Raw genomic sequence first — 23,906 nt, 5'->3', positions numbered from 1 at the left:
GGCCCCGACACGCAGCAAGCTCCCCAGCCCTCATACAAGTAGCGAACTACCGAACACCGACCGTGACAAGACCAGCTAACAAAGCACTACTAGGGGGTGTCCGGCGGATCATGGCCGGGCCCGGCCCGCCTGGCACCGCGGCTTGCCGCGTTGTCGTCGGTCGCCGATGCTCCGCATGGGCTCCCCTCCTCCGCCTTGCAATCCACGGCACCAGACGAGCCGGGCTATCCGGCCCTGATCCGCCGGACACCCCCTAGCCGCGCATCCGGGCCTGGCCGCGCAGCCGGGCCCAGCCGCGCAGCCGGGGCTGGCGGCGCAGCCGGGCCCAGCCGCGCAGCCGGGGGCCGCTAGCGGGTGGCGCGCTGGAGCCCCTGCTGTCCCGCCCCGCGCGACAGCACCGCCTCCGAGACCTGCCGGTCGACCGCCGCGTAGTCCTTGCGCGGGGCGGTGTCCGCGCAGGAGGTGCAGACCACCCGGAACGGCGGGCCCATGTCCGAGTACTGGGTGAAGTACTCGGCCTTCACCACCTCCCAGCGGCCCGGGTGGGCGGCGGACGGGTTCAGGGTGAAGCGGGGGATGGAGGACCAATTGCCGCGCTTCTTGTCGGGGGGCACGAAGCTCGCGACCTGGTCCCCCATGCCGAACACCACCCAGGTGCCGTTGATCTTCTCGTACGGCTGCGGCACGTGGTTGTGCGTGCCGATGATCAGATCGATGTCGGGCAGCCCGCCGGTACGGGAGGCGGTCAGGGCCTGCGCCAGCTCGCGCTGCTGCCGGTCGGGCGCGGTCTGCCACTCCGTACCCCAGTGGATGCTGAGGACGACGACATCGGCACCGGCCGCGCGCGCCGCCCGCGCGTCCGCGATGATCCGGTTCTGGTCGAGGAGATTGACGGCCCAGGGCTTGTCCTGGGGGAGCGGGATGCCGTTCGTGCCGTACGTGTACGACAGTTGGGCGATCTTCGCGCCGCCGGCCTCGAGCAGCGCCGGGGCCTTGGCCTCGGCTTCGCTCCGGGCCGAGCCCACGTGCTTGATGCCGACCCGGTCCAGGTGGTCCAGGGTGCGGGCGAGGCCCTCGTAGCCGGCGTCGAGCGTGTGGTTCGACGCGGTCGAACAGCCGTCGTAGCCGGCGTCCTTGAGGGCATCGGCGAGCTGGTGCGGGGCCTTGAAGGTCGGGTAGCCGGTGTAGGGGCCGCCGGGCCGGCCGTACGGTATCTCGTGGTGGCAGAGGGCCACGTCGGCGGCCTCGACGACGGGTTTGACGCCCGCGAGTATCTTGCGGAAGTCGTGGCTGCCGGTGCCCTTGGGGCCGGCCGCCGCGTCGTCCGCCGCCCGCTGGATGATCGACGGGTACGGGATGATGTCCCCGGTCGCCACCAGGGTGAACGGCCGGGCCTCGGGCCTGGTCTGCTGCCGGCCAGGCAGCCCGGGGGGAGTCCCCGCCGGCCCGAGCCGCTGCGGAGCCGCGTTCTTGGCCCCGTCGCCGCCGACCACCGCCCACGCGCCGTACACCGCAGCCCCGGCGACGGCCACCCCGGCCACCGCCACTCCGGCCTTCGCGGATATTCGCATCCTGCCTCCCCCGATCGGTTGCGCGCCCCACTCTCGCACGCCCGTTCCTCCAGGGCGCCGGCCCTCGCCGAGGCGGCCGGGAAAAGACGGGACCCCAGGGGCCGGACCCCCTAAGGGCCGGTCAGGGTCAGAGCGGCGTCCAGGGCTTGGAGGAACCGGTTCGTCGTGGCCCGGTCGCGGACCGCGATGCGCAGCCAGTCCGGCCCCAGCCCCGGGAAGGTGTCGCCGCGGCGGACCGCGAAGCCCAGGGCGCGCAGCCGGGTGCGGACCTCCGCCGCGCGCCGGACCCGGATGAGGACGAAGGAGGCCTCCGCCGTGCCGGCCGAGGCGACCTCCTCGAACTCCGCGAGGCCGGCCAGCAGATGCGCCCGGTCCACCGCGATCTGCCGCGCCGCGGCCTCCGCCTCCGCCAGCGCGGCCGGTGCCACGCAGGCCGAGGCCGCCACCAGCGCCGGCGTCGACACCGGCCACAGCGGCTGCACCCGCTCCAGCGCCGCGATCGTCCTCGGCTCCGCCAGGACGTAGCCGATCCGCAGCCCCGCCAGCCCCCAGGTCTTCGTCAGGCTCCGCAGCACGACCAGGCCCGGCAGGTCCGTGCGCCCGGCCAGGGCCTCCCGCTCGCCCGGCACCGCGTCCATGAACGCCTCGTCCACCACCAGCGTGCGCCCCGGCCGGGCCAGCGCGGCCAGGTCGGCGGCCGGGTGCAGGACCGAGGTCGGGTTGGTCGGGTTGCCGACGACCACCAGGTCCGCGTCCGCCGGAACAGCCGCCGGGTTCAGCCGGAACCCGTCCGCCTCCCGCAGCAGCACCCGCTCCACCCGGTGTCCCGCGTCCCGCAGCGCCGCCTCCGGCTCGGTGAACTGCGGGTGCACCACCACCGGGCGGATCGCCGCCACGGCCCGCGCGATCAGGACGAAGGCCTCCGCGGCCCCCGCCGTCAGCAGTACCCGCTCCGGCGGCAGGCCGTGGCGGGCCGCCACCGCGGCGCGGGCCGCCCGCCCGTCGGGATAGGCGGAGAGGGCGTCGAGCGAGCCGGCGATCCGCTCCTTCAGCCAGGCCGGCGGCGTGTTCGCCCGTACGTTCACCGCCAGGTCGACCAGACCGGCCCCGGCGCCCGCCACCTCCGCATCGCCGTGGTGCCGCAGGTCGTGCGCCTCGGCGGTGGCCACCGCGCAGGTCGCCGCAGCCGACTTCCGCTTCGGTACGAGCAGTTCGCCGCCGCCGGCGAGGGCGGCGGCCTCGGCCACCGACGGGGTGCCCACCGCCTCCTCCGCAGCCCGGCCGGGCCCCGGCACCGGTATCCGCGCCAGTTCCTCCGCCGGATACGTCACCAGCGGAACGCCGAAACGTTTCGCCGCAGCCGTGATCCCGGCCTCCCCGCCCTTCGCCGCCACCGTCGCCAGCGCCGACACCGAGCCGACCGCCAGCCCCGCCGCCCGCAGCGCCTCCTCGACCAGTCCGCAGATCTCCTCCACGGAGACCCCGGCGCGGCCGCCCACCCCGACCACCACGCGCTCGCTCTCGCCCATCCGGGGTCCTTTCTCAGTCATCACACACATGTTGGCCGCCAACCCGCGCGCGCACGTGCGCCCGGCCCCGCCAGTCTGTATGCAGAGGCACATGGCGGTGATCGTGGCGTTGGGCGCGTTCCTCATGACCCTGGCGGGCGGATGGACGGCGCAGCGCGTCACCGACCGCCGCCACCTGGTGCTCGGCCTGGCCGGCGGGCTGATGCTCGGCGTGGTGGGCCTGGACCTGCTGCCGGAGGCCATGGGCGCCGCGGGCCGCCCCGTCTTCGGGGTCCCGTTCGCCCTGCTGCTGTTCGTGGCCGGCTTCCTGGCCGCCCACGTGGTCGAGCGCCTGCTGGCGGTACGCCAGGCCGCGCACGGCGCCGAGAACGGCGCCCGGGTCCCGCAGGTCGGCCTGACCGCCGCTGCGGCCATGGTCGGCCACAGCCTCGCCGACGGGGTGGCCCTCGGCGCGGCCTTCCAGGTCGGCGGCGGGATGGGCACGGCCGTCGCGCTCGCCGTCGTCACCCACGACTTCGCCGACGGGTTCAACACGTACACCCTCACCCGGCTCTACGGGAACGCCCGCCGCCGGGCCCTGCTGATGCTCTTCGCGGACGCCGTCGCCCCCGTCGTGGGCGCCGCCTCCACCCTGCTGTTCACGCTGCCGGAAGAACCGCTGGGCGCCTACCTCGGCTTCTTCGGCGGAGCGCTGCTCTACCTGGCGGCGGCCGAGATCCTGCCCGAGGCGCATCACCGGCACCCCGCCCTGTCCACGCTGATGTGCACGGTGGGCGGGGTGGCCGGCATCTGGCTGGTCGTCGGCATCGCCGAGTGACCTCATCGGGCTCGTGGGGCTCGTCGGGCTCATGGGTCTCATGGGGCGGTCGCGGTCGCGTGCTCCCGGGCCGCCGCCACGAACCGCGCGGCCACGGACGGCTCCGCCGCCCAGTGGGTGTGCAGGTAGCTGGCGTGCACGCCCTGCTGTACGAAGCCCTCGACGCGGCGCTCCGGATGCGTGAACCCCCACGCGGGGGCCGTACCGGCGCCGGGCTCGATCACCGTGCGGTGGAACTCGTGCCCGCGCAGCCGGGTCCCGGCGGGGGCCAGTGCGCTGTCGGACACCGCCACCGCCTCGCGGTAGCCGAGGGTGAGGCGCTCCGACATCCGGGCGTCGGCGTCCAGCACCCCGCACATGGGCTTCCCGTCCAGCGAGCGGGCCAGATAGAGCAGCCCGGCGCACTCGGCGGCGATCGGCGCGCCGGCTGCCGCGAGTTCGGCGACGGCCTTGCGGAGGGGCTCGTTCGCCGCGAGCTCGGGGGCGTAGACCTCGGGGAAGCCGCCGCCGATGACGAGCCCGGTCGTTCCCTCGGGCAGGGCCTCGTCGTGGAGGGGGTCGAAGGGGACGACCTCGGCGCCGGCCGCGCGCAGCAGCTCGGTGTGCTCGGCGTACGAGAAGGTGAACGCGGCACCGCCGGCGACGGCGATGAGAGGTCCCCCGCCCCGCCCCTTCCCGAGACCGGGGCTCGCGACCCCGGCCGCCGCTCCCCGGGGCTCCGCCCCGGACCCCGCGGGGGCTCCGCCCCCGGACCCCCGCGCCTCAAACGCCGGCGGGGCTTGGAATGCCGGAGTCCACGGCTCGACCTCCAGCGGCGGCGCCGACCGGGCCAGGGCCATCAGGGCGTCCAGGTCGCAGCCGGCCCGGACCTGCGAGGCCAACGCCGAAACCGCGTCCAGCGCATCGGCCCGCCGCTCGGCGACCGGGACCAGGCCCAGGTGCCGGGAGGGCGCCGATACCTGCGGGGCCCGCCGGAGGACGCCGAGGACCGGCATGCCGGCCTCCTCCAGTGCCTCCCGCAGCATCGCCTCGTGCCGGTCCGACCCCACCTTGTTCAGGATCACCCCGCCCAGCCGCACCTGCGGGTCGAAGGACGCGAAGCCGTGCACCAGCGCGGCCACCGACCGCGACTGCGAGGACGCGTCCACCACCAGCACCACCGGCGCCCGCAGCAGCTTCGCGACCTGCGCGGTCGACGCCAGCTCGCCCCGCCCGGCCGCCCCGTCGTACAGGCCCATCACGCCCTCGACCACGGCCAGATCGCAGCCCGCAGCCCCGTGCGCGAACAGCGGAGCGATCAGCTCCGGCCCGCACATGAACGCGTCCAGGTTCCGGCCCGGGCGCCCCGTCGCCAGCGCGTGGTAGCCCGGGTCGATGTAGTCGGGCCCGGCCTTGTGCGGGGACACGGCCAGGCCGCGCCCCGCGAAGGCGGCCATCAGGCCGGTCGCGACGGTGGTCTTGCCGCTGCCCGAGGAGGGCGCGGCGACGACCAGCCGGGGGATGTGGAGCGAGGTCACCACTCGATGCCCTTCTGGCCCTTCTGGCCGGCGTCCATGGGGTGCTTGACCTTGGTCATCTCGGTGACCAGGTCCGCGAACTCCACCAGCTTCTCCGGCGCGTTGCGGCCCGTGATCACCACGTGCTGGGTGCCGGGGCGGTTCCGCAGCACCTCGATCACCTCGTCGACGTCGATCCAGCCCCAGTGCATCGGGTACGCGAACTCGTCCAGCACGTACAGCCGGTGCGTCTCGGCCGCCAGGTCGCGCTTGACCTGCTCCCAGCCCTCCTTGGCCGCCTGCTCGTTGTCGAGCTGGGCGTCCCGCTGGACCCAGGACCAGCCCTCGCCCATCTTGTGCCAGACGACCGTGCCGCCTTCGCCGGAGGCGCCCAGCACCTTCAGCGCGTTCTCCTCGCCGACCTTCCACTTCGCCGACTTGACGAACTGGAACACTCCGATCGGCCAGCCCTGGTTCCAGGCGCGCAGCGCCAGCCCGAAGGCCGCCGTCGACTTGCCCTTGCCGGGGCCGGTGTGGACGAAGACCAGCGGCCGGTTGCGGCGCTGGCGGGTGGTGAGTCCGTCGTTCGGGACGACGGACGGCTGTCCCTGGGGCATTACGCGGCCCTCCTGTTGCTGCTGTGCTCCGACACTGACGTACGTACGTTCTTCACGAGCCCGGCCAGCGAGTCGGCCCGCAGCCCGTCGAGGGTGACGGCAGGGCCGCCCAGGTCCGCGGCCAGCGCCCCGGCCAGGCCCAGCCGGACCGGCCCCGACTCGCAGTCCACGACCACCGAGGCGATCCCCTCGGCCGCCAGCAGCCCTGCGGTACGGCGGCCGGCCGCGCGCGGGTCGCCGCCGACGGACCCCGCCGAGGTGGCTCGGCCGTCGGTCACCACGACCAGCAGCGGCCGCCGCGACGGATCGCGCAACCGCTCGATCCGGAGCACCTCGTGGGCCTTGAGCAGCCCGGCGGCCAGCGGGGTGCGGCCGCCGGTGGGCAGCTGCTCCAGCCGGGCCGCGGCAGCGTCGACCGAGGAGGTCGGCGGCAGCGCCAGATCCGCGCCCGCGCCCCGGAAGGTGATCAGCCCGACCTTGTCCCGCCGCTGGTAGGCGTCCAGCAGCAGCGACAGCACCGCGCCCTTGACCGCGCTCATCCGCTGCCGGGCCGCCATCGACCCGGAGGCGTCGACCACGAACAGCACGAGGTTGCCCTCGCGGCCCTCCCGCGTCGCCTGCCGCAGATCGTCCTTGCGGATGACCAGACCGCGACCGGACCGGCCGCGCGCCCGCTGGTGCGGGGCGGCCGCCTGCACGGTCGCGGCCAGGTGCAGCTTCGTCAGCTGGCCGCGCGGGCGCTGCGCGCCGGTGGTGCGCCCGTGTGCGGTCCGGGCGCGCGAGCGCCGCCCGGATGCGCCCTCGCCGAGGCCGGGCACGCTCAGCATCCGGGTCCGGAACGGCTCGGCCGCCCGGACAGCCGCCTGCACGGGCGCGTCCGCAGCATCCGCCGAGTCCGCAGCATCCGCCGTGTCCGACGCGTCCGCCGAGGGCTCCTGGGCCTCCGCCCGGGCCGGCTCGGGCTCCGGCGCGGCCGTCTCCCCGCTGTCCGGGCCCTCTTCGGGCGCCTGCTCCTCGGGCCCGGTCTGCGGCGGCACCCCGCCGCCCCCGTCCGGCCCGCCGTCCCCGCCGCCGTCCCCGTCCCCGTCCGGTTCGGGCTCGGGCTCCGGGTCCGGCTCCTCGTCCGGGAAGCCGTCCAGGATCTCGTCGAGCTTGTCCTCGTCCAGGCCCGGCGCGTCGAAGGGGTTGCGTCGCCGCCGGTGCGGGAGCGCCAGCAGGGCGGCCTGCCGGACGTCCTCCTTCCGGACCTCCGTCCGTCCGGCCCACGCGGCCAGCGCGGTCGCCGTCCGGGCCATCACGATGTCGGCCCGCATCCCGTCGACCTCGAAGCCCGCGCAGGTCGCCGCGATCTGCAGCAGCGCGTTGTCGCCGAGCCGGACCTGCGGCAGCAGCGCCCGGGCCGCCACCACCCGCTCCCGTACCGCCGTCTCGTCCCCGGACCAGCGGGCGGCGAAGCCCGCGGGATCGTCCTCGTACGCGAGCCGCCGGCGCACCACCTCGACCCGCTGGGCCGGCTCCCGGGAGGCCGCGACCTCGACGGTCAGCCCGAACCGGTCCAGGAGCTGCGGGCGCAGCTCGCCCTCCTCCGGGTTCATGGTGCCGACGAGCAGGAAGCGGGCGGCGTGCCGGACGGAGACGCCCTCGCGCTCCACGTACGAGGCGCCCATCGCGGCCGCGTCCAGCAGCAGGTCGATCAGGTGGTCGTGGAGCAGGTTGACCTCGTCCACGTAGAGGATCCCGCGGTGCGCATCGGCCAGCAGGCCCGGCTCGAAGGCCTTCACGCCCTCGGCGAGGGCCCGTTCGATGTCGAGCGCGCCGACGAGGCGGTCCTCGGAGGCGCCGACCGGCAGTTCCACCATCCGCGCGGGGCGCGCGGTCCCCTCGCCGGGCTCGTGCGGGCCGTCCGGGCAGGCCGGATCGGGCGCAGCGGGCGCGCAGGAGAACCGGCAGCCCGGTACGACGTCCACCTGCGGGAGCAGCGCGGACAGGGCGCGCACCGCGGTCGACTTGGCGGTCCCCTTCTCCCCGCGCACCAGCACGCCGCCGACCGCCGGGCTCACGGCGTTCAGCAGGAGCGCCAGCCGCAGGTCGGACTGGCCGACCACTGCGGTGAACGGATAGGGCGTGCTCATGCGTTGCTCACTCCTTCGGTGGTGCGGACCGTTCCCGGGGCTCCGCCCCGGACCCCGCGCTTCGAACGCCGGCGGGGCTGGATCCGGCTGATGCCGGCTCCCCCGGCCTCGCCGTCGTTCGGGGGGAAGCCCCGCAGGGCCGCGGCCCTCACGGCGCGCCCGGGGGGATGAACGGGAGCCCCGCCGGGGCCCCGGTCTCGATCAGGCGGAGCAGTGCGCCGGTGTCCGCGTGTTCCTCGATCAGGTCGCCCAGCAGGTCCAGCTGTTCCTCGCGCAGGGCGCCGAAGCTCGTGTCCGGCGCGGGTACGAACCGGCGCCCCGCAGCCGAAGCCACCTCGCGCAGGAACGCCCGCCGGAACCCGTCCGACTCCAGCGAGCCGTGCCAGTGCGTTCCCCACACCGACCCGACCCGGCACCCGTCCAGGAAGGGGGTCCCGCCCAGCACCTCGGCCACGCCGTGGTGGATCTCGTACCCCTCGACCGGCTCCCCGAGCGCCGAACCCGCCGGCCGCGCAAGGGTCTTCTCCCGCTCGAAGCGGATGCGGACGGGCAGCAGCCCGAGCCCGTCCACCACGCCCGCCCGGGACTCGACCTCGTCCTCGATCCGCTCGCCCAGCGCCTGGAAGCCGCCGCAGACGCCCAGCACCGGCCGCCCCTCGGCGGCCCGCCGGACGAGGGCGTCCGCGAGGCCGCGCTCGCGCAGCCACTGCAGTGCCTTCACCGTGCCGCGCGTGCCCGGTACGACGGCCAGGTCCGCGTCGGCCAGTTCCTCGGGCCGGTCCACGAACCGCACCACCACCCCCGGCTCCGCCGCGAGCGCGTCCACATCGGTGAAGTTGGACATCAGCGGCACCGCGCACACCGCGACCCGCAGCACGTCCTCGCCCACCGGCGGGGCCACCACCGATTCCCGGACGGCGCCCCGCAGGGAGACCCGCAGGCCGTCCTCCTCGTCGATGCCCAGGCCGTGCCGGAACGGCAGGACCCCGTACGTCGCCCGGCCGGTGAGGCCGCGCAGCATCTCCATGCCCGGCTCCAGCAGCGTCACGTCGCCGCGGAACTTGTTCACCAGGTAGCCGGCGATCAGCGACTGGTCCTCGGCGGACAGCAGGGCCGTCGTACCGAAGAAGGAGGCGAAGACGCCGCCGCGGTCGATGTCCCCGACCACCACCACCGGGAACCGCGCGGCCCGCGCGATGCCCATGTTCACGATGTCCGTGCGCCGCAGGTTGATCTCGGCCGGGCTGCCCGCCCCCTCGCAGATCACGGCGTCATACGTGCCCCGCAACTGCTCCAGGCAGTCCGTCACCACGCCCAGCAGCTGTTCCTGCCGGCCTCCGTGGTAGCCGCGCGCGCTCATCTCGCCCACCGGCTTGCCCAGCAGCACCACCTGGCTGCTGCGGTCGCTGCCGGGCTTGAGCAGCACCGGGTTCATCAGGGCCGTGGGCTCCACCCGGGCCGCTTGGGCCTGCATGGCCTGGGCCCGGCCGATCTCCGCGCCCTCGTGGGTGACGAAGGAGTTCAGCGACATGTTCTGCGCCTTGAACGGCGCCACCTTCACGCCCTGGCGGGCCAGCCAACGGCAGATGCCCGCCGTGACCACGCTCTTGCCCGCGTCCGAGGTGGTGCCGGCGACCAGCAGGCCCCCGCCCCGCTTCGTGCCGCTGCTCATCCGCGTCCCCTCTGTACTCCTGCGACTCCTGCGACTTCTGCGACTCGTGCGACTCGTGCACCGCGTGCGGCTCGTGCGATCCGCGGGGCGAGCAGCCGGGCGCCCACGCAGGCACCCAGCGCCAGCCAGGTCACCTGCCGGGACAGCCGTACCGCCCGTTCGATGTCGGCGATCTGCACCGGCCGCCCGGTCTCTCCGTTGAGCACGGCCCGGTGTTCCACCCGCCCGCCGTAGGCGAGGGTGCCGCCCAGCCGGACGCCCAGCGCCCCGGCGAAGGAGGCCTCGACCGGGCCGGCGTTGGGGCTGGGGTGGGCGGCCGCGTCGGAGCGCCAGGCCCGGACCGCCCCCCGACGGTCCGGGCCGGCGAGTACGGCGGCCAGCGCGGTCAGCCGGGCTCCCGGCCAGCCCGCGAGGTCGTCCAGCCGGGCCGAGGCCCAGCCGTAGCGCAGATGGCGGGGCGACTTGTGGCCCACCATCGCGTCCAGGGTGTTCACGGCGCGGAAGGCGACCAGCCCCGGCACACCGGCGACGGCACCCCACACCAGGGCCCCGACCACCGCGTCGGAGGTGTTCTCGGCCACCGATTCCACGACGGCACGCGCGATCTGCTGCTCGTCCAGGGCGTGCGGGTCGCGCCCGCACAGGTGGGGGAGGCGTTCCCGGGCCACTTCGGCGTCCCCGGCGGCAAGGGCCCCGCCGATGGCGCGGGCCTCCCGGCCCAGCGAGGTCCCGCCGACCACGGCCCAGGTGGCGGCGGCGGTCAGGGCGATCCGGACGGCGGCGGGCCGGGCGCGCACGGCGCGGGCGCCCAGCACGCCCACGGCGGCGGCGCCTCCGGCGCACACCAGGGCGTGCACCACGCCCCGGGAGCGCCGGTCGCGCCAGAGGGCGCGTTCGACGGCGGCGGCGGCTCTTCCGAAGGCGGCGACGGGGTGCCCGCGGCGTGGATCCCCGAGGATCCGGTCGCCGATCAGGCCCGCCGTCACGCCGTACGCGAATACGCGATCGGCACGCATGGGGCAGCTATGTCCTCACTCAGGGTCCGCGCCCTGGTTCGACGTGTCCGGCGGCGAGAGTTCCTGGCTCCCGGCGGTACGGGCTGACGTCCGTACTCCCCGGTGACAGTGGCGGGACCGCGCCGGATTCTCACCGGACTTCCTCTGCTGCCGCCGTAATGGCTCGGGCAGTCCACCACGCACTGAGATTGCCCGTCAACTCGCCGTTGACCTGCGGTGAAGGTGGGGCAGGGCATGCGAAAGCTCCCCTCGGAGAACCGGGGGGAGCCTTGTACGCGGTGGATCAGACGACGATCAGGTAGATCCCGTAGGCCACGGCCGCGGCGCAGAGCGCGAAGCAGGCGTAGGCGCCGGTGCGGGCCAGGGTGGCGGCGCCGCCCTGATCGGTGGCGGCCTCGTGCTTGGAGAGGCCCACCATGCCGAGGGTGAACAGGGCCACCAGGGCCACGGTGGCGGAGAGGCTGACCCCGAAGACGGAGCCGAGAGCTGCCCAGTCGATCTTCATACTGCCGAAACCTTCTCTGATCGTCAGACCGCGGCGGCCGGAGCCGTCGGGGCCTCGCCGGACGCGTGCGCGCTGGGGGCGGAGATGGTGGCCTTCAGGTCCTCGTCGGTGACGGCGGCGGTGGTACCGGCCGGCGGCACGGTGACGGCGGCCATCGCGGTGGTGACCACTCCGGGCTCCTCGCCCGGGGTCTCCAGCTCGTTGACGTTGGTGTGGTCGACGACCTGGCGGCGGGAGATCAGCCAGATGGCGAGGCAGGAGCCGACGAGGAAGACGGTCACGGCGGCGACGCCGACGTCACCGGTGCGCATGACCCACTCGGCGAGGGCCGAGACCAGCGCGGCGGCCGGCAGGGTCAGACCCCAGGCGATGAACATGCGGGTCGCGGTGGACCAGCGGACCACACCGCCCTTGCGGCCGAGGCCGGCACCCATGACCGCGCCGGAGCACGAGTGGGTGGTGGACAGCGAGAAGCCGAGGGTGGACGAGGCCAGGATGACGCTGGCGGCCGAGGTCTGGGCGGCGAAGCCCTGCTGCGGCTGCAGGTCGGTCAGGCCCTTGCCCATGGTGCGGATGATGCGCCAGCCGCCGAGGTAGGTGCCGAGCGCGATCGCCAGACCGGCGGAGACGATGACCCAGACCGGCGGGTTGGAGCCGGGGGCGAGCGCACCGCCGGCGACCAGGGCCAGGGTGATGATGCCCATCGTCTTCTGCGCGTCGTTGGTGCCGTGCGCGAGGGAGACCAGACCGGCCGAGGCGATCTGACCGGCCCGGTAGCCCTTGGCCGAGGTCTTCTCGCCGACGTTGTTGCCGATCTTGTACGTGACCTTGGTGGCCAGCATCGCGGCGACACCGGCGACGATCGGCGCGGCGATCGCGGGGATCAGCACCTTGGTGACGACCACGTCGCCGTTGACGGCGCCGATGCCCGCGGAGGCGATCGCGGCACCGATCAGGCCGCCCATCAGGGCGTGGGAGGAGCTGGAGGGGAGTCCGACCAGCCAGGTGACGAGGTTCCAGAGGATGGCGCCGACGAGCGCGGCGAAGATCACTTCTGGCTGGATGCCGTCCTCGTTGACCAGGCCCTTGGAGATCGTCTTGGCGACCTCCACGGACATGAACGCGCCGACGAGGTTGAGCACGGCGGACATGGCCACCGCCGTCTTGGGCTTGAGGGCGCCGGTCGAGATGGTGGTAGCCATCGCGTTGGCTGTGTCGTGGAAACCGTTCGTGAAGTCGAACACGAGAGCGGTGATGATCACGATCCCGAGGAGAAGCGTTATGTGCTCCATTTACCCAGGCTTCTGTTTGGCGTCAGTGGCTCGCCGACCGTAGGCAACCTAGGTGAACGAAAAGTGAACTGATGCAGGCGGTGCGGTGTACCAGCCCGGCCCGGGTTCGGGACGCTCGTCCCGATTGTGCCGCCGATGGGCCGATTCGTGCACGTCAAAGCGGGGTGAACGGATCCCTCCGCACGGGTCGGCCGGCCCCGGAAGCCCTCCGTCCGCCCCCCGGAAGAGACCCAGATCACGCGCGGGCGGGAGCGGTCCGGACGGCTTCCCGCGCCTGCACGACACCGCCCGGGGTACTCGGCGGAATATTCCACTCCACTGGCCGGGCCCGGCCCTCCCGCCCAGACTGGAACGGTGCGCACCGCGACAGCGACGGCAGCGGCCGTCACCACCGCCCTCATAGGTGCCTGCGCGGCCGCCGTCGCGGCCGGCCGGTACGCCGCCGACGCGGCCCTGCGGCCCGAACCCGGCCGCCCCCTGCCGGGCGGCCCCCCGCTCAGCGTCCACGGCACCGCCGCCGGCCGGGTCGCCCTGACCCGCTCCCTGGCTTCGCTGCGCCCCGGCATCCACGGCCTGGACGCCCCGGGGGTGCACGCCGTGGTCGGCCCGGTCCTCCCCGACGCCCCGCACGCCCCGGACACCGTCGTCCGCAAGCTCCTCCGCGTCACCCACGGCAGCCTCGACCCCGGCACCAAGGTCCGCCTCACCCCGCAGATCCACCTGGGCAACCCGCGCACCGCCCTCGGCCTCGACCACGCCGACGTGGACGTCCCGGGCGAGCTCGGCGGACTGCCCGCCTGGTTCCTGCCCGCCGCCCGCACCACCTGGGTGATCACCGTCCACGGTCTCGGCACCAGCCGCGAGCACCCCATGGTGGTCATGCCCTTCCTGCACCGCCACCAGCTGCCCGTCCTCGACCTCGCCTACCGCGGCGACCTGGGCGCCCCCGCCTCCCCGGACGGCCTCGGCCACCTCGGCGCATCGGAATGGCGCGATCTTGACGCCGCCATCCGCTACGCCCTCCGCTTCGGCGCGCGCCGGCTGATCCTGTACGGCTGGTCCACCGGAGCCACCATGGCCCTGCACGCCGCCGAGCGCTCGGCCCTGGCCGAACGGATCTCCGGGCTGGTCCTGGACTCCCCGGTGCTCGACTGGCACACCACCCTGCGCAACCTCGCCACCGCCCGCCGGACCCCCGCCGCCCTGCTCCCGCTGGCCGTCCGCGCCGCCGAGGGCCGCACCGGACTCCGCGCCGACCGCCGGCCCGCCGCGGACCCCGCCGCCCTCCGCGTCCCGGTCCTGATCTTCGCCGGGCCCGACGACACCATCGCCCCCTGGGACCCCGCCCGGCGGCTCGCCGCGAGCCGCCCCGACCTCGTCACCCTGCACACCGTCCGCGACGCCCCGCACGGGGGAATGTGGAACGCCGACCCGGCACGCTACGAGGAAGCACTGCGCCGCTTCCTGACCCCCTTGATGTGAACGTCCGGGAAACCCCTGTGAACCCGGGGGCCGCGCGGGTGTGTTGTCCCGGTCTGTACCCCGGCCCACCAGCGGCAATGGCCGGTTCCGTTTGGGCTTTCGGCCGGTGACGGGCGAGACTGATTCCGTGACGTCCCGAAAGCCTGATGAGCAGTTGGCTCGCGACTCCAGACTCCGACTCGTCTCCCCGCGCTCCGTCGCCACCGCCCGCAAGGCGGTGACGAACCGGCGCGCCCGTCCGGCCTCGCGGCCGCCGGAGGGCACACCGGCCGCGCCCGAACTCGCCAACCGGGCCCGGGCATCGCTCTCCGACGCGGTACGGCTGGCCCGTTGGGCCGAGCGCACCCTCGGGACCGCCGACGGATCCCGCCCCGCCCCGGCCGGCGCGCTGCCCGCCCCCGACGTCGAACGGGCTTCCGGAGAACTCAGCCTGACGCACGGACAGGTCCAGGCCGGCTGGGACCGCGCCCGCCTCGCCGGACTCGTCGAGGTGCACGGCGGCAGCGCCCGCCCGGGCTGGCGGCTGCGCGCCTGGGACCGCGACGACACGGCCGTGCTGCGCGGCTGGGTCGCCCTCTTCGACGCCTGGTCGCTGGTCCACCCGGCACCCGCCGACATCGCCCCCGAGCTGGTCGCCGAGGTCGTCGAGGCGATGCCCCAGGTCCTGTCGCTGCTCCAGCTCTCGGCCGGCCCCGTCACCGTGCCGGCCCTGCTGGACCTGCTCGGCCAGCGCGTGGCCGAACTCCGCGAGGAGCGCTGCGAGGTCCCGTACCGGCCGGACCCGGACCCCGTCCGGCCGGCCCCCGGCCCGCCCGCCCCGGCCGGCGCCTCCGCCCCCGCCGCCGTGGCCCTCGCCGTACCCGAGGCACCCGCGCCGTCCGGCGACGCCGCGGCCGGCACGGACACCGGACCGGAGGGCCGGAGCATGGCCCGGCTGCTGCGCTGGGCGCTCGGCGGGCTCGCCGCCGTGGACGCGGTCGCCCTCGGCCCCGCCCAGGCCAGCCTCACCCCGCTCGGCAGCTGGGCCGTCTGGGTCAAGCTGGAGCAGATCTGCGTGGCCGCGCAGAGCCCCGCCGGGAACATCGAGCAGTCCGCCGCCGCCATGCTGCACGGCTGCGCCCGCCTCACCCCCGGCCCCGCCCGCGCCGAGTACCGGGCCTGGCTGGCCGCCCGGCCCGTCGGCCACGCCGTCGGCGAGCTGCTCCAGGCCGCCCGCGGCGAGGACGCCCTGCTGCGCGGGCTCGCCTTCGAAGCGCTCCGCGTGGTCGGCGCCCCGGCCGAGCCCGAGGTGCGCGCGGCCGCCCGCGAGGCCGCCCTGCGCCCGTACGCCCTGCTCTGGCTCGCCGAGCACGACGGGGCGGACCCGGAGGACGCCCAGGACGTGCTCACCGCCGAGGAGCAGACCTGGCTCTGGGTCGACACGGCGGCCGCCATCGCCGACCACGGCGAGGCCGAACTGCTCGCCCGGCACCTGGACTCGGCCGTCCGCACCACGGTGCCCCGGCTGCTGGAGGAGGTCCGCGCGGTCGGCCACCCCCGCACCGTGCAGGTCCTGGTGGCACTGGCCGCCGCACACCCCGACCCGGCCCTCGCCAAGGCCGTCCGCCGGGCCGCCTTCCAGGTCCACACGGGCGGCGTCTGATTTTTCCGGGCTCGGTTCGTGAGGCTCCGGTCGGGGCGGCCCCCCGCGGGTCACACCGTCGGCGCGTAAGTGCCGAAGCTCCAGATGTTGCCCTCCGGGTCCCGGGCCATGTAGTCCCGCGAGCCGTAGTCCTGGTCGGTGGGCTCCATCAGGATCTCCACCCCGTGTTCCACGGCCCGGCGGTGGTGCGCGTCGACGTCCTCGACGACCACGTACACCCCCGTCGGGCCCGGCTCCGCCCCCATCGCCTGGTCGAACTTGCTCCCCGTGCCCCGGCTGCCGAGCATCACCATCCCGTTCCCGTAGGCGAGCTCCGCGTGCATCACCGTGCCGTCGTCACCCTCGTAGACCGCGACCCGGTTGAACCCGAAGGCCTCGGTCAGCAGCTTGATCGCCGCCTTGGCGTCCCGGTACGTCAATGTCGGACTGATGGACGGTGTGCCTGCCATGACGATCACTCCCTCTCGTGCGTGTGACCCGGACCACAGTCTGGCAGGCGCCGCCGACAGTCAGCGGAAGGTGTTGCACTGGGCCATGTCGCCGGTCCGGAAGCCCTGGTAGAACCACTGCTGCCGCTGCTCGGCCGAACCGTGCGTCCAGTTCTCCGGCGTGACCCGCCCCTGGAACTTCTCCTGGATCCGGTCGTCGCCGACCGCCGCGGCCGCGTCCATGCCGTCCCGGATGTCCTGCTCCGTCAGCGAGGTGATCAGCGGCCGGCCGGTGGACTCGTCCGGGGTGGCGGTGGCGTTCTTCGCCCACACCCCCGCGTAGCAGTCGGCCTGCAGCTCCACCTTCACGGCGTTGCTGGCCGCGCCCTGCTGCCCGTCCTGGGCCCGCTGCAGGGTTCCGGTCAGGTTCTGGATGTGGTGCCCGTACTCGTGGGCGACCACGTACGCCTGGGCGAACGGGCCGCCGCTCGCGCCGAACTTCGTCCGCAGCTCGTTGAAGAACCCGAGGTCCAGATAGACCTGCCGGTCGCCGGGGCAGTAGAACGGCCCGACCGCCGAGCTCGCCGCGCCGCAGCCCGTGTTCACCCGGCCGGTGAAGAACACCGTCGATGCCGGGGCGTACCGGCCTCCGCGCCGGGCGAACTCCTGCCGCCAGAAGTCCTGGGTGCTGTTCACCACCGCCACCAGCCGGCAGTCCTCCCGGACGTTGGCGTCCCGGCCGGTCCGGCAGGCCTGCTGCACCTGCGCCGCCGACGAGGGGGTGGCCGCCGGTTCCGGATCCCCGGAGGACAGCCCGAGCTGCTCCGGCCCCACACCGAAGAGCAGGCCCATGATCAGCGCGATGAGGCCGATGATGCCGCCGCCGACGGTGGCCCTCCCGCCCGGGATGCGGCTGCTGCGCGCATCCTTGACCTCGGAAGTGTCCAGATTGGCGTCGTCGTCGAACTGCATCCCGCACCGCCCTCGGTTCCGGGTGGCCGCCGCTGCGGCGCGTATCACCCCCTTCATCCTGATACGTGACCCGGTCGCACGGGCCGCGGCGAGAGCCGAACGGGGGACACCCCGCCTGCGGTGCACGCCGCGGTCCCGCCGGTCCGGCTACGCTCGGCGGCCGCCGCGCCCCGCCGCCCGGCGGCGGACCGCCGATGCCCCGGGAGGACCCACATGATCGCCCCGCCGGCCGATCCCCGCGCCCAGGGCGCCGCCCCATCGTCCGGACCCCGGCGCCGGCCGGCCCGCGCCCTGCTCCCGCTGCTGGCCGCGGCCGCCGCCGTGGCCCTGCCGGCCCTGCTGCTCGCGGTGGCGCACGGCGGCGGCCGGACCGCCCCCTACGGGGACCGGCTCACCTCCCACCCCGCCTCCGGCCCCGCACCGGCCGCCGAACCCGAACTCCGGTACGACCGGCATGCCGTACGGGCCTACGCCCCCGGCACCGGGACACCGCTGTGGACCTACGCCCGGGACAACCGGCGCCCCGTGGGGGTGCACACCGCCCCCGGCCACGCCTTCACCCTCTGGGACGACGGCATGGTCACCGACACCGTCCGCCCGGCGGGAGCGGCCGGACCGGCCGCCGAGGTGCGCTGGCACCGCACCGTCCCCGGAGCCGGGGCGAGCATGGGCCGGGCCGCCGGCGCCACCGGCACCCTGGCGGCCCTCGGCCCCGCCGGACGGATCCTCGTCGTGGTCACCCCGGGCCACGTCGCCGCGTACCGCACCGAGGACGGCGACCTCCGCTGGGTCATCACCGCCGGCCGGGGCTGCTCCTTCACCCCCGGCAGCCGGGTGCAGCTCGGCGGGACCGTGCTGATCGCCCGCCCCTGCGCCGATCCGGCCGTCCCCTGGGCCCGTCAGATCATCGCCGTGGACGAGCACGGGCGGGTCACCCCGGACCGCCGCCCAGAAAAGTAGTTGCGCACCACCGGTAGAATGAAACGCATGGCAAATCTCCTCGCGGATTAGCGGCGTAGAAGCTCGCGTACCGCCCCCTTCCGCCGTCCCCACCGCCCTGGAGTATTTCCGTGATCACCGCCACCGGCATCGAGCTGCGCGCCGGCGCCCGCATCCTCATCGAGAACGCCTCGTTCCGTGTCGCCAAGGGCGACCGCATCGGCCTGGTCGGCCGCAACGGAGCAGGCAAGACCACCCTCACCAAGTGCCTGGCCGGCGAGGGCCAGCCCGCCGGAGGCTCCATCACCCGCTCCGGCGAGGTCGGCTACCTCCCGCAGGACCCCCGCACCGGCGACCTCGACGTGCTCGCCCGGGACCGGATCCTGTCCGCCCGCGGCCTGGACACCCTGCTGAAGAAGATGCGCGCCAACGAGGACCGCATCGCCAACGGCAGCGGCGCCACCCGCGAGAAGGCCCTCAAGCAGTACGAGCGCCAGGAGACCGAGTTCCTCACCAAGGGCGGGTACGCCGCCGAGGCGGAGGCCGCCACCATCGCGGCCGCCCTCGGCCTGCCCGACCGGGTCCTCGGCCAGCCGCTGCACACCCTCTCCGGCGGCCAGCGCCGCCGCGTCGAGCTGTCCCGGATCCTCTTCTCGGACGCCGACACCCTGCTCCTCGACGAGCCCACGAACCACCTCGACGCCGACTCCATCGTCTGGCTGCGCGACTACCTCAAGACCTACCGCGGCGGCTTCATCGTGATCTCCCACGATGTCGACCTGGTCGAGACCGTCGTCAACAAGGTCTTCTACCTGGACGCCAACCGCTCGGTCATCGACGTCTACAACATGGGCTGGAAGCTGTACCAGCAGCAGCGCGAGGCCGACGAGAAGCGCCGCAAGCGCGAGCGCCAGAACGCCGAGAAGAAGGCCGCGGCGCTGAACTCGCAGGCCGACAAGATGCGCGCCAAGGCCACCAAGACGGTCGCCGCCCAGAACATGGCCAAGCGCGCCGAGCGGCTGCTGTCCGGCCTGGAGGCCGTGCGCGTCTCCGACAAGGTCGCCAAGCTGCGCTTCCCGGACCCCGCGCCCTGCGGCAAGACCCCGCTGACCGCCGAAGGCCTGTCGAAGTCCTACGGCTCGCTGGAGATCTTCACCGACGTCGACCTGGCCATCGACAAGGGCTCCCGCGTGGTCATCCTCGGCCTCAACGGCGCCGGCAAGACCACCCTGCTGCGCCTGCTCGCGGGCGCCGAGAACCCGGACACCGGCCAGGTCACCCCCGGCCACGGCCTCAAGCTGGGCTACTACGCCCAGGAGCACGAGACCCTCGACCCGGACCGCACGGTCCTGGAGAACATGCGGTCCTCCGCACCCGACCTGGACCTGGTCGACGTACGCAAGACCCTGGGCTCCTTCCTGTTCTCCGGGGACGACGTGGACAAGCCGGCCGGCGTGCTCTCCGGCGGGGAGAAGACCCGGCTGGCCCTGGCCACCCTGGTGGTGTCCTCGGCGAACGTGCTGCTCCTCGACGAGCCCACCAACAACCTGGACCCGGCCAGCCGCGAGGAGATCCTCGGCGCCCTGCGCACCTACAAGGGCGCGGTCATCCTCGTCACCCACGACGAGGGCGCGGTCGAGGCCCTGGAGCCGGAGCGGATCATTCTGCTCCCCGACGGGGTCGAGGACCTGTGGGGTCCCGACTACCGGGACCTGGTCGCTCTCGCCTGACCCCGTTGATCCAACTCCTTCTGGATCATTCGGCTCACCGCTGATCCATCATCTGAGTGAGACGGTCTCGTACCCTCGCCCGCCGTCCGGTGACCCCGGTCGTGCACCCCCCGGTGCCCGGCCGGGGTCTGCCGTTTTCCCTGCTGGTGCCCTGACCTGGAGATTTATTCCAGGTCAGGCGGAATGTGACGGAGGTCATGCGGCGGAAGAGGAGATTCCGTTCTGCGCGGGCGTCCACTCCCCGGGAAATGCCATCGCGCGGACCTTGCGGAATGGGTGGCCAGGAAGCCCGAGAGGGGTGATCATGAGAAGTCCAGAGCGCACTTCCCATGAGGAGGCACGGGTGGCCGAGACTCTGAAGAAGGGCAGCCGGGTGACCGGCGCCGCGCGCGACAAGCTCGCGGCAGACCTGAAGAAGAAGTACGACTCCGGTGCGAGCATCCGGGCGCTGGCCGAGGAGACGGGCCGGTCCTACGGATTCGTCCACCGGATGCTCAGCGAGTCCGGAGTCACACTGCGTGGCCGCGGTGGCGCGACGCGCGGCAAGAAGACGGCGGCTCCGGCCTGAACCAAGGCTGTCGCCGACGATCGCACACTGGTGACCCCCGGTCGGCCACTGGGCCGGCTGGGTGGTTACTGTGCAGTCACTTAGTGGACGCTGCACCGTAACCACCCACCCGGAGGCCCAGATGGTTCTGCTCGACAAGGACGGCGTACGGCTCACCGCCGACGGCTCGACCGCCACGGTGACACTGACCAACCCGGCCAAGCGAAACGCTCAATCTCCCGCGCTCTGGCGGGCGTTGGCCGAGGCCGGTCGGTTGCTGCCGGGCACCGTCCGGGTCGTGGTGCTCAGCGGCGAGGGCCAGTCCTTCTCCGCCGGCCTCGACCGGCAGGCATTCACTCCCGAAGGCTTCGAGGGAGAACCGTCCTTCCTTGACCTGGCGCGCGGCTCCGAACAGCAGCTGGACGCCACCATCGCCGAGTACCAGGAAGCCTTCACCTGGTGGCGGCGGAACGACATCGTCACCATCGCGGCCGTGCAGGGCCACGCGATCGGCGCGGGCTTCCAGCTCGCCCTCGCCTGCGACCTGCGCGTGGTCGCGGAGGACGTGCAGTTCGCCATGCGCGAGACCAGCCTGGGCCTGGTCCCGGACCTGGGCGGCACCCAGCCGCTGACCGCCCTGGTCGGCTACGCCCGCGCCCTGGAGATCTGCGCCACCGGCCGCTTCGTGCACGCCGAGGAAGCCGAGCGCATCGGCCTGGCCAACCTCGTGGTGCCCGGCGACGAGCTCGAACACGCCGTACGGGACCTCGGCGCAGCCCTGCTGGCCGCCCCCCGCGACGCCGTGATCGAGACCAAGACCCTGCTCCGCGGGGCGGCCGGCCGTACCTACGACGAGCAGCGCACCGCCGAACGCGCGGCCCAGGCGCGCCGACTGCGCGACCTCGCGGGCCTCTCCGACTGACGCACCCGAGCACCGGGAGCAAAACAAGGACACGAAGCACAACGATCACAACGATCACACCGAGCACATCGAGCACATCGGGGGCACCGCATCCGGCACACCGGACGGACCGCCCGCACCGGCGCCGACGGCCCCGCGCCCTTACCGTGGTCCAAGACACCCCGAGAGCCCCGCACGCAGTGCACGGGCAGGCGAAGGGATCACGAGATGACCGAACCCGCAGACCGGTCCACAGGACGGCCGGACCTGGATCCGGCCGAGCGGGGCCGTACGTCCATCGCCGACGGAGTGGTCGAGAAGATCGCCGGGCTCGCCGCCCGTGAGGTCCCCGGTGTGCACGCCATGGGCAGCGGCATGTCCCGCACCTTCGGCGCGGTCCGCGACCGGGTCCCGGGAGGGGCGAAATCCGCCGCCTCCCGGGGCGTCAAGGCCGAGGTCGGCGAGGTCCAGACCGCCCTCGACCTCGAAATCGTCGTGGACTACGGCGTATCGATCCGGGACGTGGCCCGGACGGTCCGCGAGAACGTCATCTCGGCCGTCGAACGCATGACGGGGCTGGAGGTCGTCGAGGTCAACATCGCCGTCACCGACGTCAAACTCCCCGACGAGCCGGACGAGGGGGACTACCCGGACTACGGGAAGGACACCAAATACGGGAAGTACTCGAAAGGCACGGAGTCGGAGACCCGGCTCCAGTAACCCCGTGGCGAGGAGTCCCGCATGAGCATGGCGGTGGCCGGCCTGCTGGCCGGCATGGCACTCGGGTTCGCCGGATACTTCGGCGGCTTCGGCGCGTTCCTGCTGGTTGCCGCGCTCGGCACCATCGGCTTCGTGGTCGGCCGGATCTTCGACGGGGACCTGGAGCCGGGAGACTTCTTCCGCCCCCGCGACGACCGGCGGCGGTGACCGAGGTGAGCACCCCGCGCCCCTCCGTGCCCCGCCCGGCCACGGCCCGGGCCGCCGCGCCGCGGATCCCGCCCGGCGACCGCGGTGCCACCCGGATCGCCGACCGCGTCATCGCCAAGATCGCGGCGCAGGCCGCCCGCGAGGCGCTGGGCACCGACGCCCTGCCCGCGGATCCCGCGGCGGCACCACACGCGACGGTCACCGTGCACCACGACATCGCCCGGGTCCGGATCGGCCTGGAACTCGGCTACCCCTCCGACATCGCCGCCCGATGCGCCGCCGTACGCCGCGTCGTCGCCGAACGGATCGAGGAGTACACGGCGATGGCCGTGCCGGAGGTGGACATCGACGTGGAACGGCTGCACCCGGAGCAGGCCCGGGCCGCGGGGCGGGGCCGGGTCCGGTGACGGCCGGCCCCGCGGCACGCTTCTGGTCGGCGCGCCGGCTCCCCGCCGCCCTGGCCGCGCTCGTCCTGCTCGCCGCCTCGGCGGTGCTGCTGTACGACCTGGTCGCGGTACGGGCGGAACGCCCGGCCATGCGGTGGCGCCGCGAACTCGCCCGGCTGCTGGACGACCACACCCTCGCCGAGGCCGGCGTACTCGCGGGCGGGGTCGCCGCCGTCCTGGCCGGACTGTGGCTGCTGCTGCTCGCCTTCACCCCCGGACTGCGCGGAGTCCTGCCGATGCGCGGGCCCGACCCGGACACACGGGCCGGCATCGGCCGCAAGGCGGCCGGGCTGGTCCTGCGGGACCGGGCGATGGAAGTCTCCGGGGTCCAGTCGGTACGGGTCCGGACGGGCCGGACCCGGGTGGTGGTCCGGGCCGACTCCCACTTCCGCGAACTGGACGACGTACGGGCGGACCTGGGCCAGGTCCTCGCCGTCGGCATCGAGGAGCTGGGCCTGGCCCACGAACCGCACCTGCACGTGCGGGTGACCCGGCCGGCCCGGAAGGGGTGAGCGCATGCGAGGAACGGTCAACCGGGCCCTGCTGGCCGCGGCCGGCCTGCTCCTGACGGCCGCCGGCACGGCCGTACTCACCGCCTCCTGGCCGTTCGCCGGCCGGCACGAACCCCTGCTCAGCGAGGCGCGGCGGCGACACTGGCACGCCGAAGGCTGGGCCTGGTGGGGGCTGGTGGGCGGGCTCGGGGTGGTCGTGGTGCTGGCCCTGTGGTGGCTGCTGTCGCAGCTGCGGCGGGCGCGGGTGCAGACGGTGTTGGTGGACACCGGGGACGGGGGGTTCGCGCGGTTGCGGGGGCGGGCGCTGGAAGACGCCGTGTCGGCGGAGTGCGAGGCCCTGGCCGGGGTCGCCCGCAGCCGGGTCGCCCTGACCGGGCGGCGGGCTGCGCCGGTGCTGCGGGTGGGGATCCAGCTGGAGCCGTACGCGGTGCCGGCGGACGTGCTTGCGGGTTTGGCGGGGCCCGTCCTGCGCCACGCGCGCGAGGCGGCGGGCCTGCCGGAACTCCCCCTGGAGGCCCACCTCCAGGTGGCGGCCCACCGCGCCCAACGCGTGACGTAACCAGCGCGAGAGCCGGGGTCGGGGCTGGGCCGGGCCGGGCCGGGGCCGCTGCGCGGAGCTTTTCCCCTACCCGCCCCTTCCCGAACTGGGGCTCCGCCCCAGACCCCGCGCCTCAAACGCCGGCGGGGCTGGATTTTCCAGCCCGTCCGGCGTTTGAGGACCGGGTCCGGGCAG

Annotated in this window: 22 protein-coding genes, 1 pseudogene and 1 riboswitch; of the genes and pseudogenes, 12 read left to right on the top strand and 11 right to left on the bottom strand. The window is 74.3% G+C overall.

Annotation, left to right across the window (positions count from 1 at the left end):
- Positions 1–347 precede the first annotated feature (347 nt).
- A complete protein-coding gene (locus AB0447_RS34645) occupies positions 348–1,571 on the bottom strand; it encodes a CapA family protein (protein WP_366480922.1) in 1,224 nt (407 codons plus the stop codon).
- Between the two features lie 110 nt (positions 1,572–1,681).
- A complete protein-coding gene (gene cobC, locus AB0447_RS34640) occupies positions 1,682–3,121 on the bottom strand; it encodes an Rv2231c family pyridoxal phosphate-dependent protein CobC (RefSeq protein ID WP_366480921.1) in 1,440 nt (479 codons plus the stop codon).
- A 70-nt stretch (positions 3,122–3,191) separates the two neighbouring features.
- On the opposite strand from cobC, the gene AB0447_RS34635 reads away from it, so the two are divergent.
- Positions 3,192–3,917 carry a ZIP family metal transporter gene (locus AB0447_RS34635; RefSeq protein ID WP_366480920.1) on the top strand — a complete coding sequence of 242 codons (726 nt, stop codon included), beginning with the start codon at positions 3,192–3,194 and terminating at the stop codon, positions 3,915–3,917.
- A gap of 38 nt (positions 3,918–3,955) precedes the next feature.
- Here the strand turns inward: AB0447_RS34635 and AB0447_RS34630 are convergent, their stop codons facing one another.
- From AB0447_RS34630 to AB0447_RS34600, 7 genes are all read right to left on the bottom strand, one after another.
- A complete protein-coding gene (locus AB0447_RS34630; RefSeq protein ID WP_366480919.1) occupies positions 3,956–5,437 on the bottom strand; it encodes a cobyrinate a,c-diamide synthase in 1,482 nt (493 codons plus the stop codon).
- Positions 5,431–6,030 (bottom strand): cob(I)yrinic acid a,c-diamide adenosyltransferase, encoded by a 600-nt coding sequence (gene cobO, locus AB0447_RS34625; RefSeq protein ID WP_366480918.1) that lies wholly within the window; start codon positions 6,028–6,030, stop codon positions 5,431–5,433. Before cobO ends, AB0447_RS34630 begins: the two co-directional genes overlap by 7 nt.
- Positions 6,030–8,162, bottom strand: coding sequence for a putative cobaltochelatase (locus AB0447_RS34620; RefSeq protein ID WP_366480917.1), 2,133 nt, complete (start codon positions 8,160–8,162; stop codon positions 6,030–6,032). The genes cobO and AB0447_RS34620 overlap by 1 nt, the downstream gene beginning before the upstream one ends.
- Before the next feature lie 148 nt (positions 8,163–8,310).
- Entirely contained in the window at positions 8,311–9,834 is a 1,524-nt protein-coding gene (locus AB0447_RS34615; RefSeq protein WP_366480916.1) for a cobyric acid synthase, read from the bottom strand.
- Positions 9,831–10,850 (bottom strand): cobalamin biosynthesis protein, encoded by a 1,020-nt coding sequence (locus tag AB0447_RS34610; RefSeq protein ID WP_366480915.1) that lies wholly within the window; start codon positions 10,848–10,850, stop codon positions 9,831–9,833. The genes AB0447_RS34615 and AB0447_RS34610 overlap by 4 nt, the downstream gene beginning before the upstream one ends.
- A 36-nt stretch (positions 10,851–10,886) precedes the next feature.
- Positions 10,887–11,043, bottom strand: a riboswitch (cobalamin riboswitch).
- A gap of 90 nt (positions 11,044–11,133) precedes the next feature.
- A complete protein-coding gene (locus AB0447_RS34605; RefSeq protein ID WP_366480914.1) occupies positions 11,134–11,355 on the bottom strand; it encodes a hypothetical protein in 222 nt (73 codons plus the stop codon).
- A 23-nt stretch (positions 11,356–11,378) separates the two neighbouring features.
- The gene (locus tag AB0447_RS34600) at positions 11,379–12,647 is read right to left on the bottom strand and encodes an inorganic phosphate transporter (protein ID WP_366480913.1); all 1,269 of its coding nucleotides are present in this window, start codon (positions 12,645–12,647) and stop codon (positions 11,379–11,381) included.
- A 354-nt stretch (positions 12,648–13,001) separates the two neighbouring features.
- Between AB0447_RS34600 and AB0447_RS34595 the strand changes: the two genes are divergently transcribed.
- A complete protein-coding gene (locus AB0447_RS34595) occupies positions 13,002–14,129 on the top strand; it encodes an alpha/beta fold hydrolase (RefSeq protein ID WP_366480911.1) in 1,128 nt (375 codons plus the stop codon).
- Positions 14,130–14,346: 217 nt separating this feature from the next.
- A complete protein-coding gene (locus tag AB0447_RS34590) occupies positions 14,347–15,771 on the top strand; it encodes a hypothetical protein (RefSeq protein WP_366480923.1) in 1,425 nt (474 codons plus the stop codon).
- Between the two features lie 50 nt (positions 15,772–15,821).
- Here AB0447_RS34590 and AB0447_RS34585 read toward each other — a convergent pair whose 3' ends face one another.
- Together AB0447_RS34585 and AB0447_RS34580 are read right to left on the bottom strand one after the other, a co-directional pair.
- Positions 15,822–16,220 carry a VOC family protein gene (locus AB0447_RS34585; RefSeq protein WP_366480909.1) on the bottom strand — a complete coding sequence of 133 codons (399 nt, stop codon included), beginning with the start codon at positions 16,218–16,220 and terminating at the stop codon, positions 15,822–15,824.
- Positions 16,221–16,280: 60 nt separating this feature from the next.
- The gene (locus tag AB0447_RS34580) at positions 16,281–17,171 is read right to left on the bottom strand and encodes a neutral zinc metallopeptidase (RefSeq protein ID WP_366480907.1); all 891 of its coding nucleotides are present in this window, start codon (positions 17,169–17,171) and stop codon (positions 16,281–16,283) included.
- A 213-nt stretch (positions 17,172–17,384) separates the two neighbouring features.
- Here AB0447_RS34580 and AB0447_RS34575 point away from each other — a divergent pair, with 213 nt between their 5' ends.
- The 9 genes and pseudogenes from AB0447_RS34575 (at position 17,385) to AB0447_RS34535 (ending at position 23,732) form a co-directional block, all read left to right on the top strand.
- The gene (locus AB0447_RS34575) at positions 17,385–18,131 is read left to right on the top strand and encodes a hypothetical protein (RefSeq protein ID WP_366480906.1); all 747 of its coding nucleotides are present in this window, start codon (positions 17,385–17,387) and stop codon (positions 18,129–18,131) included.
- Between the two features lie 110 nt (positions 18,132–18,241).
- On the top strand, positions 18,242–19,840 hold the full coding sequence (locus AB0447_RS34570; RefSeq protein WP_366480905.1) for an ABC-F family ATP-binding cassette domain-containing protein: 1,599 nt from the start codon (positions 18,242–18,244) through the stop codon (positions 19,838–19,840).
- Positions 19,841–20,183: 343 nt separating this feature from the next.
- Positions 20,184–20,408 carry a helix-turn-helix domain-containing protein gene (locus tag AB0447_RS34565; RefSeq protein ID WP_366480903.1) on the top strand — a complete coding sequence of 75 codons (225 nt, stop codon included), beginning with the start codon at positions 20,184–20,186 and terminating at the stop codon, positions 20,406–20,408.
- Positions 20,409–20,529: 121 nt separating this feature from the next.
- Entirely contained in the window at positions 20,530–21,309 is a 780-nt protein-coding gene (locus AB0447_RS34560; RefSeq protein WP_366480902.1) for an enoyl-CoA hydratase/isomerase family protein, read from the top strand.
- 207 nt (positions 21,310–21,516) lie between these two features.
- A pseudogene (locus AB0447_RS34555) lies at positions 21,517–21,927 on the top strand (Asp23/Gls24 family envelope stress response protein); the annotation flags it as partial.
- Positions 21,928–22,029: 102 nt separating this feature from the next.
- Positions 22,030–22,215 carry a hypothetical protein gene (locus AB0447_RS34550; protein WP_366480901.1) on the top strand — a complete coding sequence of 62 codons (186 nt, stop codon included), beginning with the start codon at positions 22,030–22,032 and terminating at the stop codon, positions 22,213–22,215.
- A gap of 5 nt (positions 22,216–22,220) precedes the next feature.
- A complete protein-coding gene (locus AB0447_RS34545) occupies positions 22,221–22,622 on the top strand; it encodes an Asp23/Gls24 family envelope stress response protein (protein WP_366480900.1) in 402 nt (133 codons plus the stop codon).
- Positions 22,619–23,173 carry a DUF6286 domain-containing protein gene (locus AB0447_RS34540; protein WP_366480899.1) on the top strand — a complete coding sequence of 185 codons (555 nt, stop codon included), beginning with the start codon at positions 22,619–22,621 and terminating at the stop codon, positions 23,171–23,173. Before AB0447_RS34545 ends, AB0447_RS34540 begins: the two co-directional genes overlap by 4 nt.
- A gap of 4 nt (positions 23,174–23,177) precedes the next feature.
- Positions 23,178–23,732, top strand: coding sequence for an alkaline shock response membrane anchor protein AmaP (locus AB0447_RS34535; protein WP_366480898.1), 555 nt, complete (start codon positions 23,178–23,180; stop codon positions 23,730–23,732).
- The last annotated feature ends 174 nt before the right edge of the window (positions 23,733–23,906 follow it).

Source organism: Streptomyces sp. NPDC051211, from assembly GCF_040689505.1.
Lineage (GTDB): Bacteria > Actinomycetota > Actinomycetes > Streptomycetales > Streptomycetaceae > Streptomyces.
This window is presented reverse-complemented; position numbering and strand designations above follow the sequence as displayed.

Coding starts and splice junctions, on each gene's coding strand:
- AB0447_RS34645 (WP_366480922.1), bottom strand. CDS start 1,571: ATGCGAATATCCGCGAAGGCCGGAGTGGCGGTGGCCGGGGTGGCCGTC.
- cobC (WP_366480921.1), bottom strand. CDS start 3,121: ATGACTGAGAAAGGACCCCGGATGGGCGAGAGCGAGCGCGTGGTGGTC.
- AB0447_RS34635 (WP_366480920.1), top strand. CDS start 3,192: ATGGCGGTGATCGTGGCGTTGGGCGCGTTCCTCATGACCCTGGCGGGC.
- cobO (WP_366480918.1), bottom strand. CDS start 6,030: ATGCCCCAGGGACAGCCGTCCGTCGTCCCGAACGACGGACTCACCACC.
- AB0447_RS34620 (WP_366480917.1), bottom strand. CDS start 8,162: ATGAGCACGCCCTATCCGTTCACCGCAGTGGTCGGCCAGTCCGACCTG.
- AB0447_RS34615 (WP_366480916.1), bottom strand. CDS start 9,834: ATGAGCAGCGGCACGAAGCGGGGCGGGGGCCTGCTGGTCGCCGGCACC.
- AB0447_RS34610 (WP_366480915.1), bottom strand. CDS start 10,850: ATGCGTGCCGATCGCGTATTCGCGTACGGCGTGACGGCGGGCCTGATC.
- AB0447_RS34605 (WP_366480914.1), bottom strand. CDS start 11,355: ATGAAGATCGACTGGGCAGCTCTCGGCTCCGTCTTCGGGGTCAGCCTC.
- AB0447_RS34600 (WP_366480913.1), bottom strand. CDS start 12,647: ATGGAGCACATAACGCTTCTCCTCGGGATCGTGATCATCACCGCTCTC.
- AB0447_RS34585 (WP_366480909.1), bottom strand. CDS start 16,220: ATGGCAGGCACACCGTCCATCAGTCCGACATTGACGTACCGGGACGCC.
- AB0447_RS34580 (WP_366480907.1), bottom strand. CDS start 17,171: ATGCAGTTCGACGACGACGCCAATCTGGACACTTCCGAGGTCAAGGAT.
- AB0447_RS34575 (WP_366480906.1), top strand. CDS start 17,385: ATGATCGCCCCGCCGGCCGATCCCCGCGCCCAGGGCGCCGCCCCATCG.
- AB0447_RS34560 (WP_366480902.1), top strand. CDS start 20,530: ATGGTTCTGCTCGACAAGGACGGCGTACGGCTCACCGCCGACGGCTCG.
- AB0447_RS34550 (WP_366480901.1), top strand. CDS start 22,030: ATGAGCATGGCGGTGGCCGGCCTGCTGGCCGGCATGGCACTCGGGTTC.
- AB0447_RS34535 (WP_366480898.1), top strand. CDS start 23,178: ATGCGAGGAACGGTCAACCGGGCCCTGCTGGCCGCGGCCGGCCTGCTC.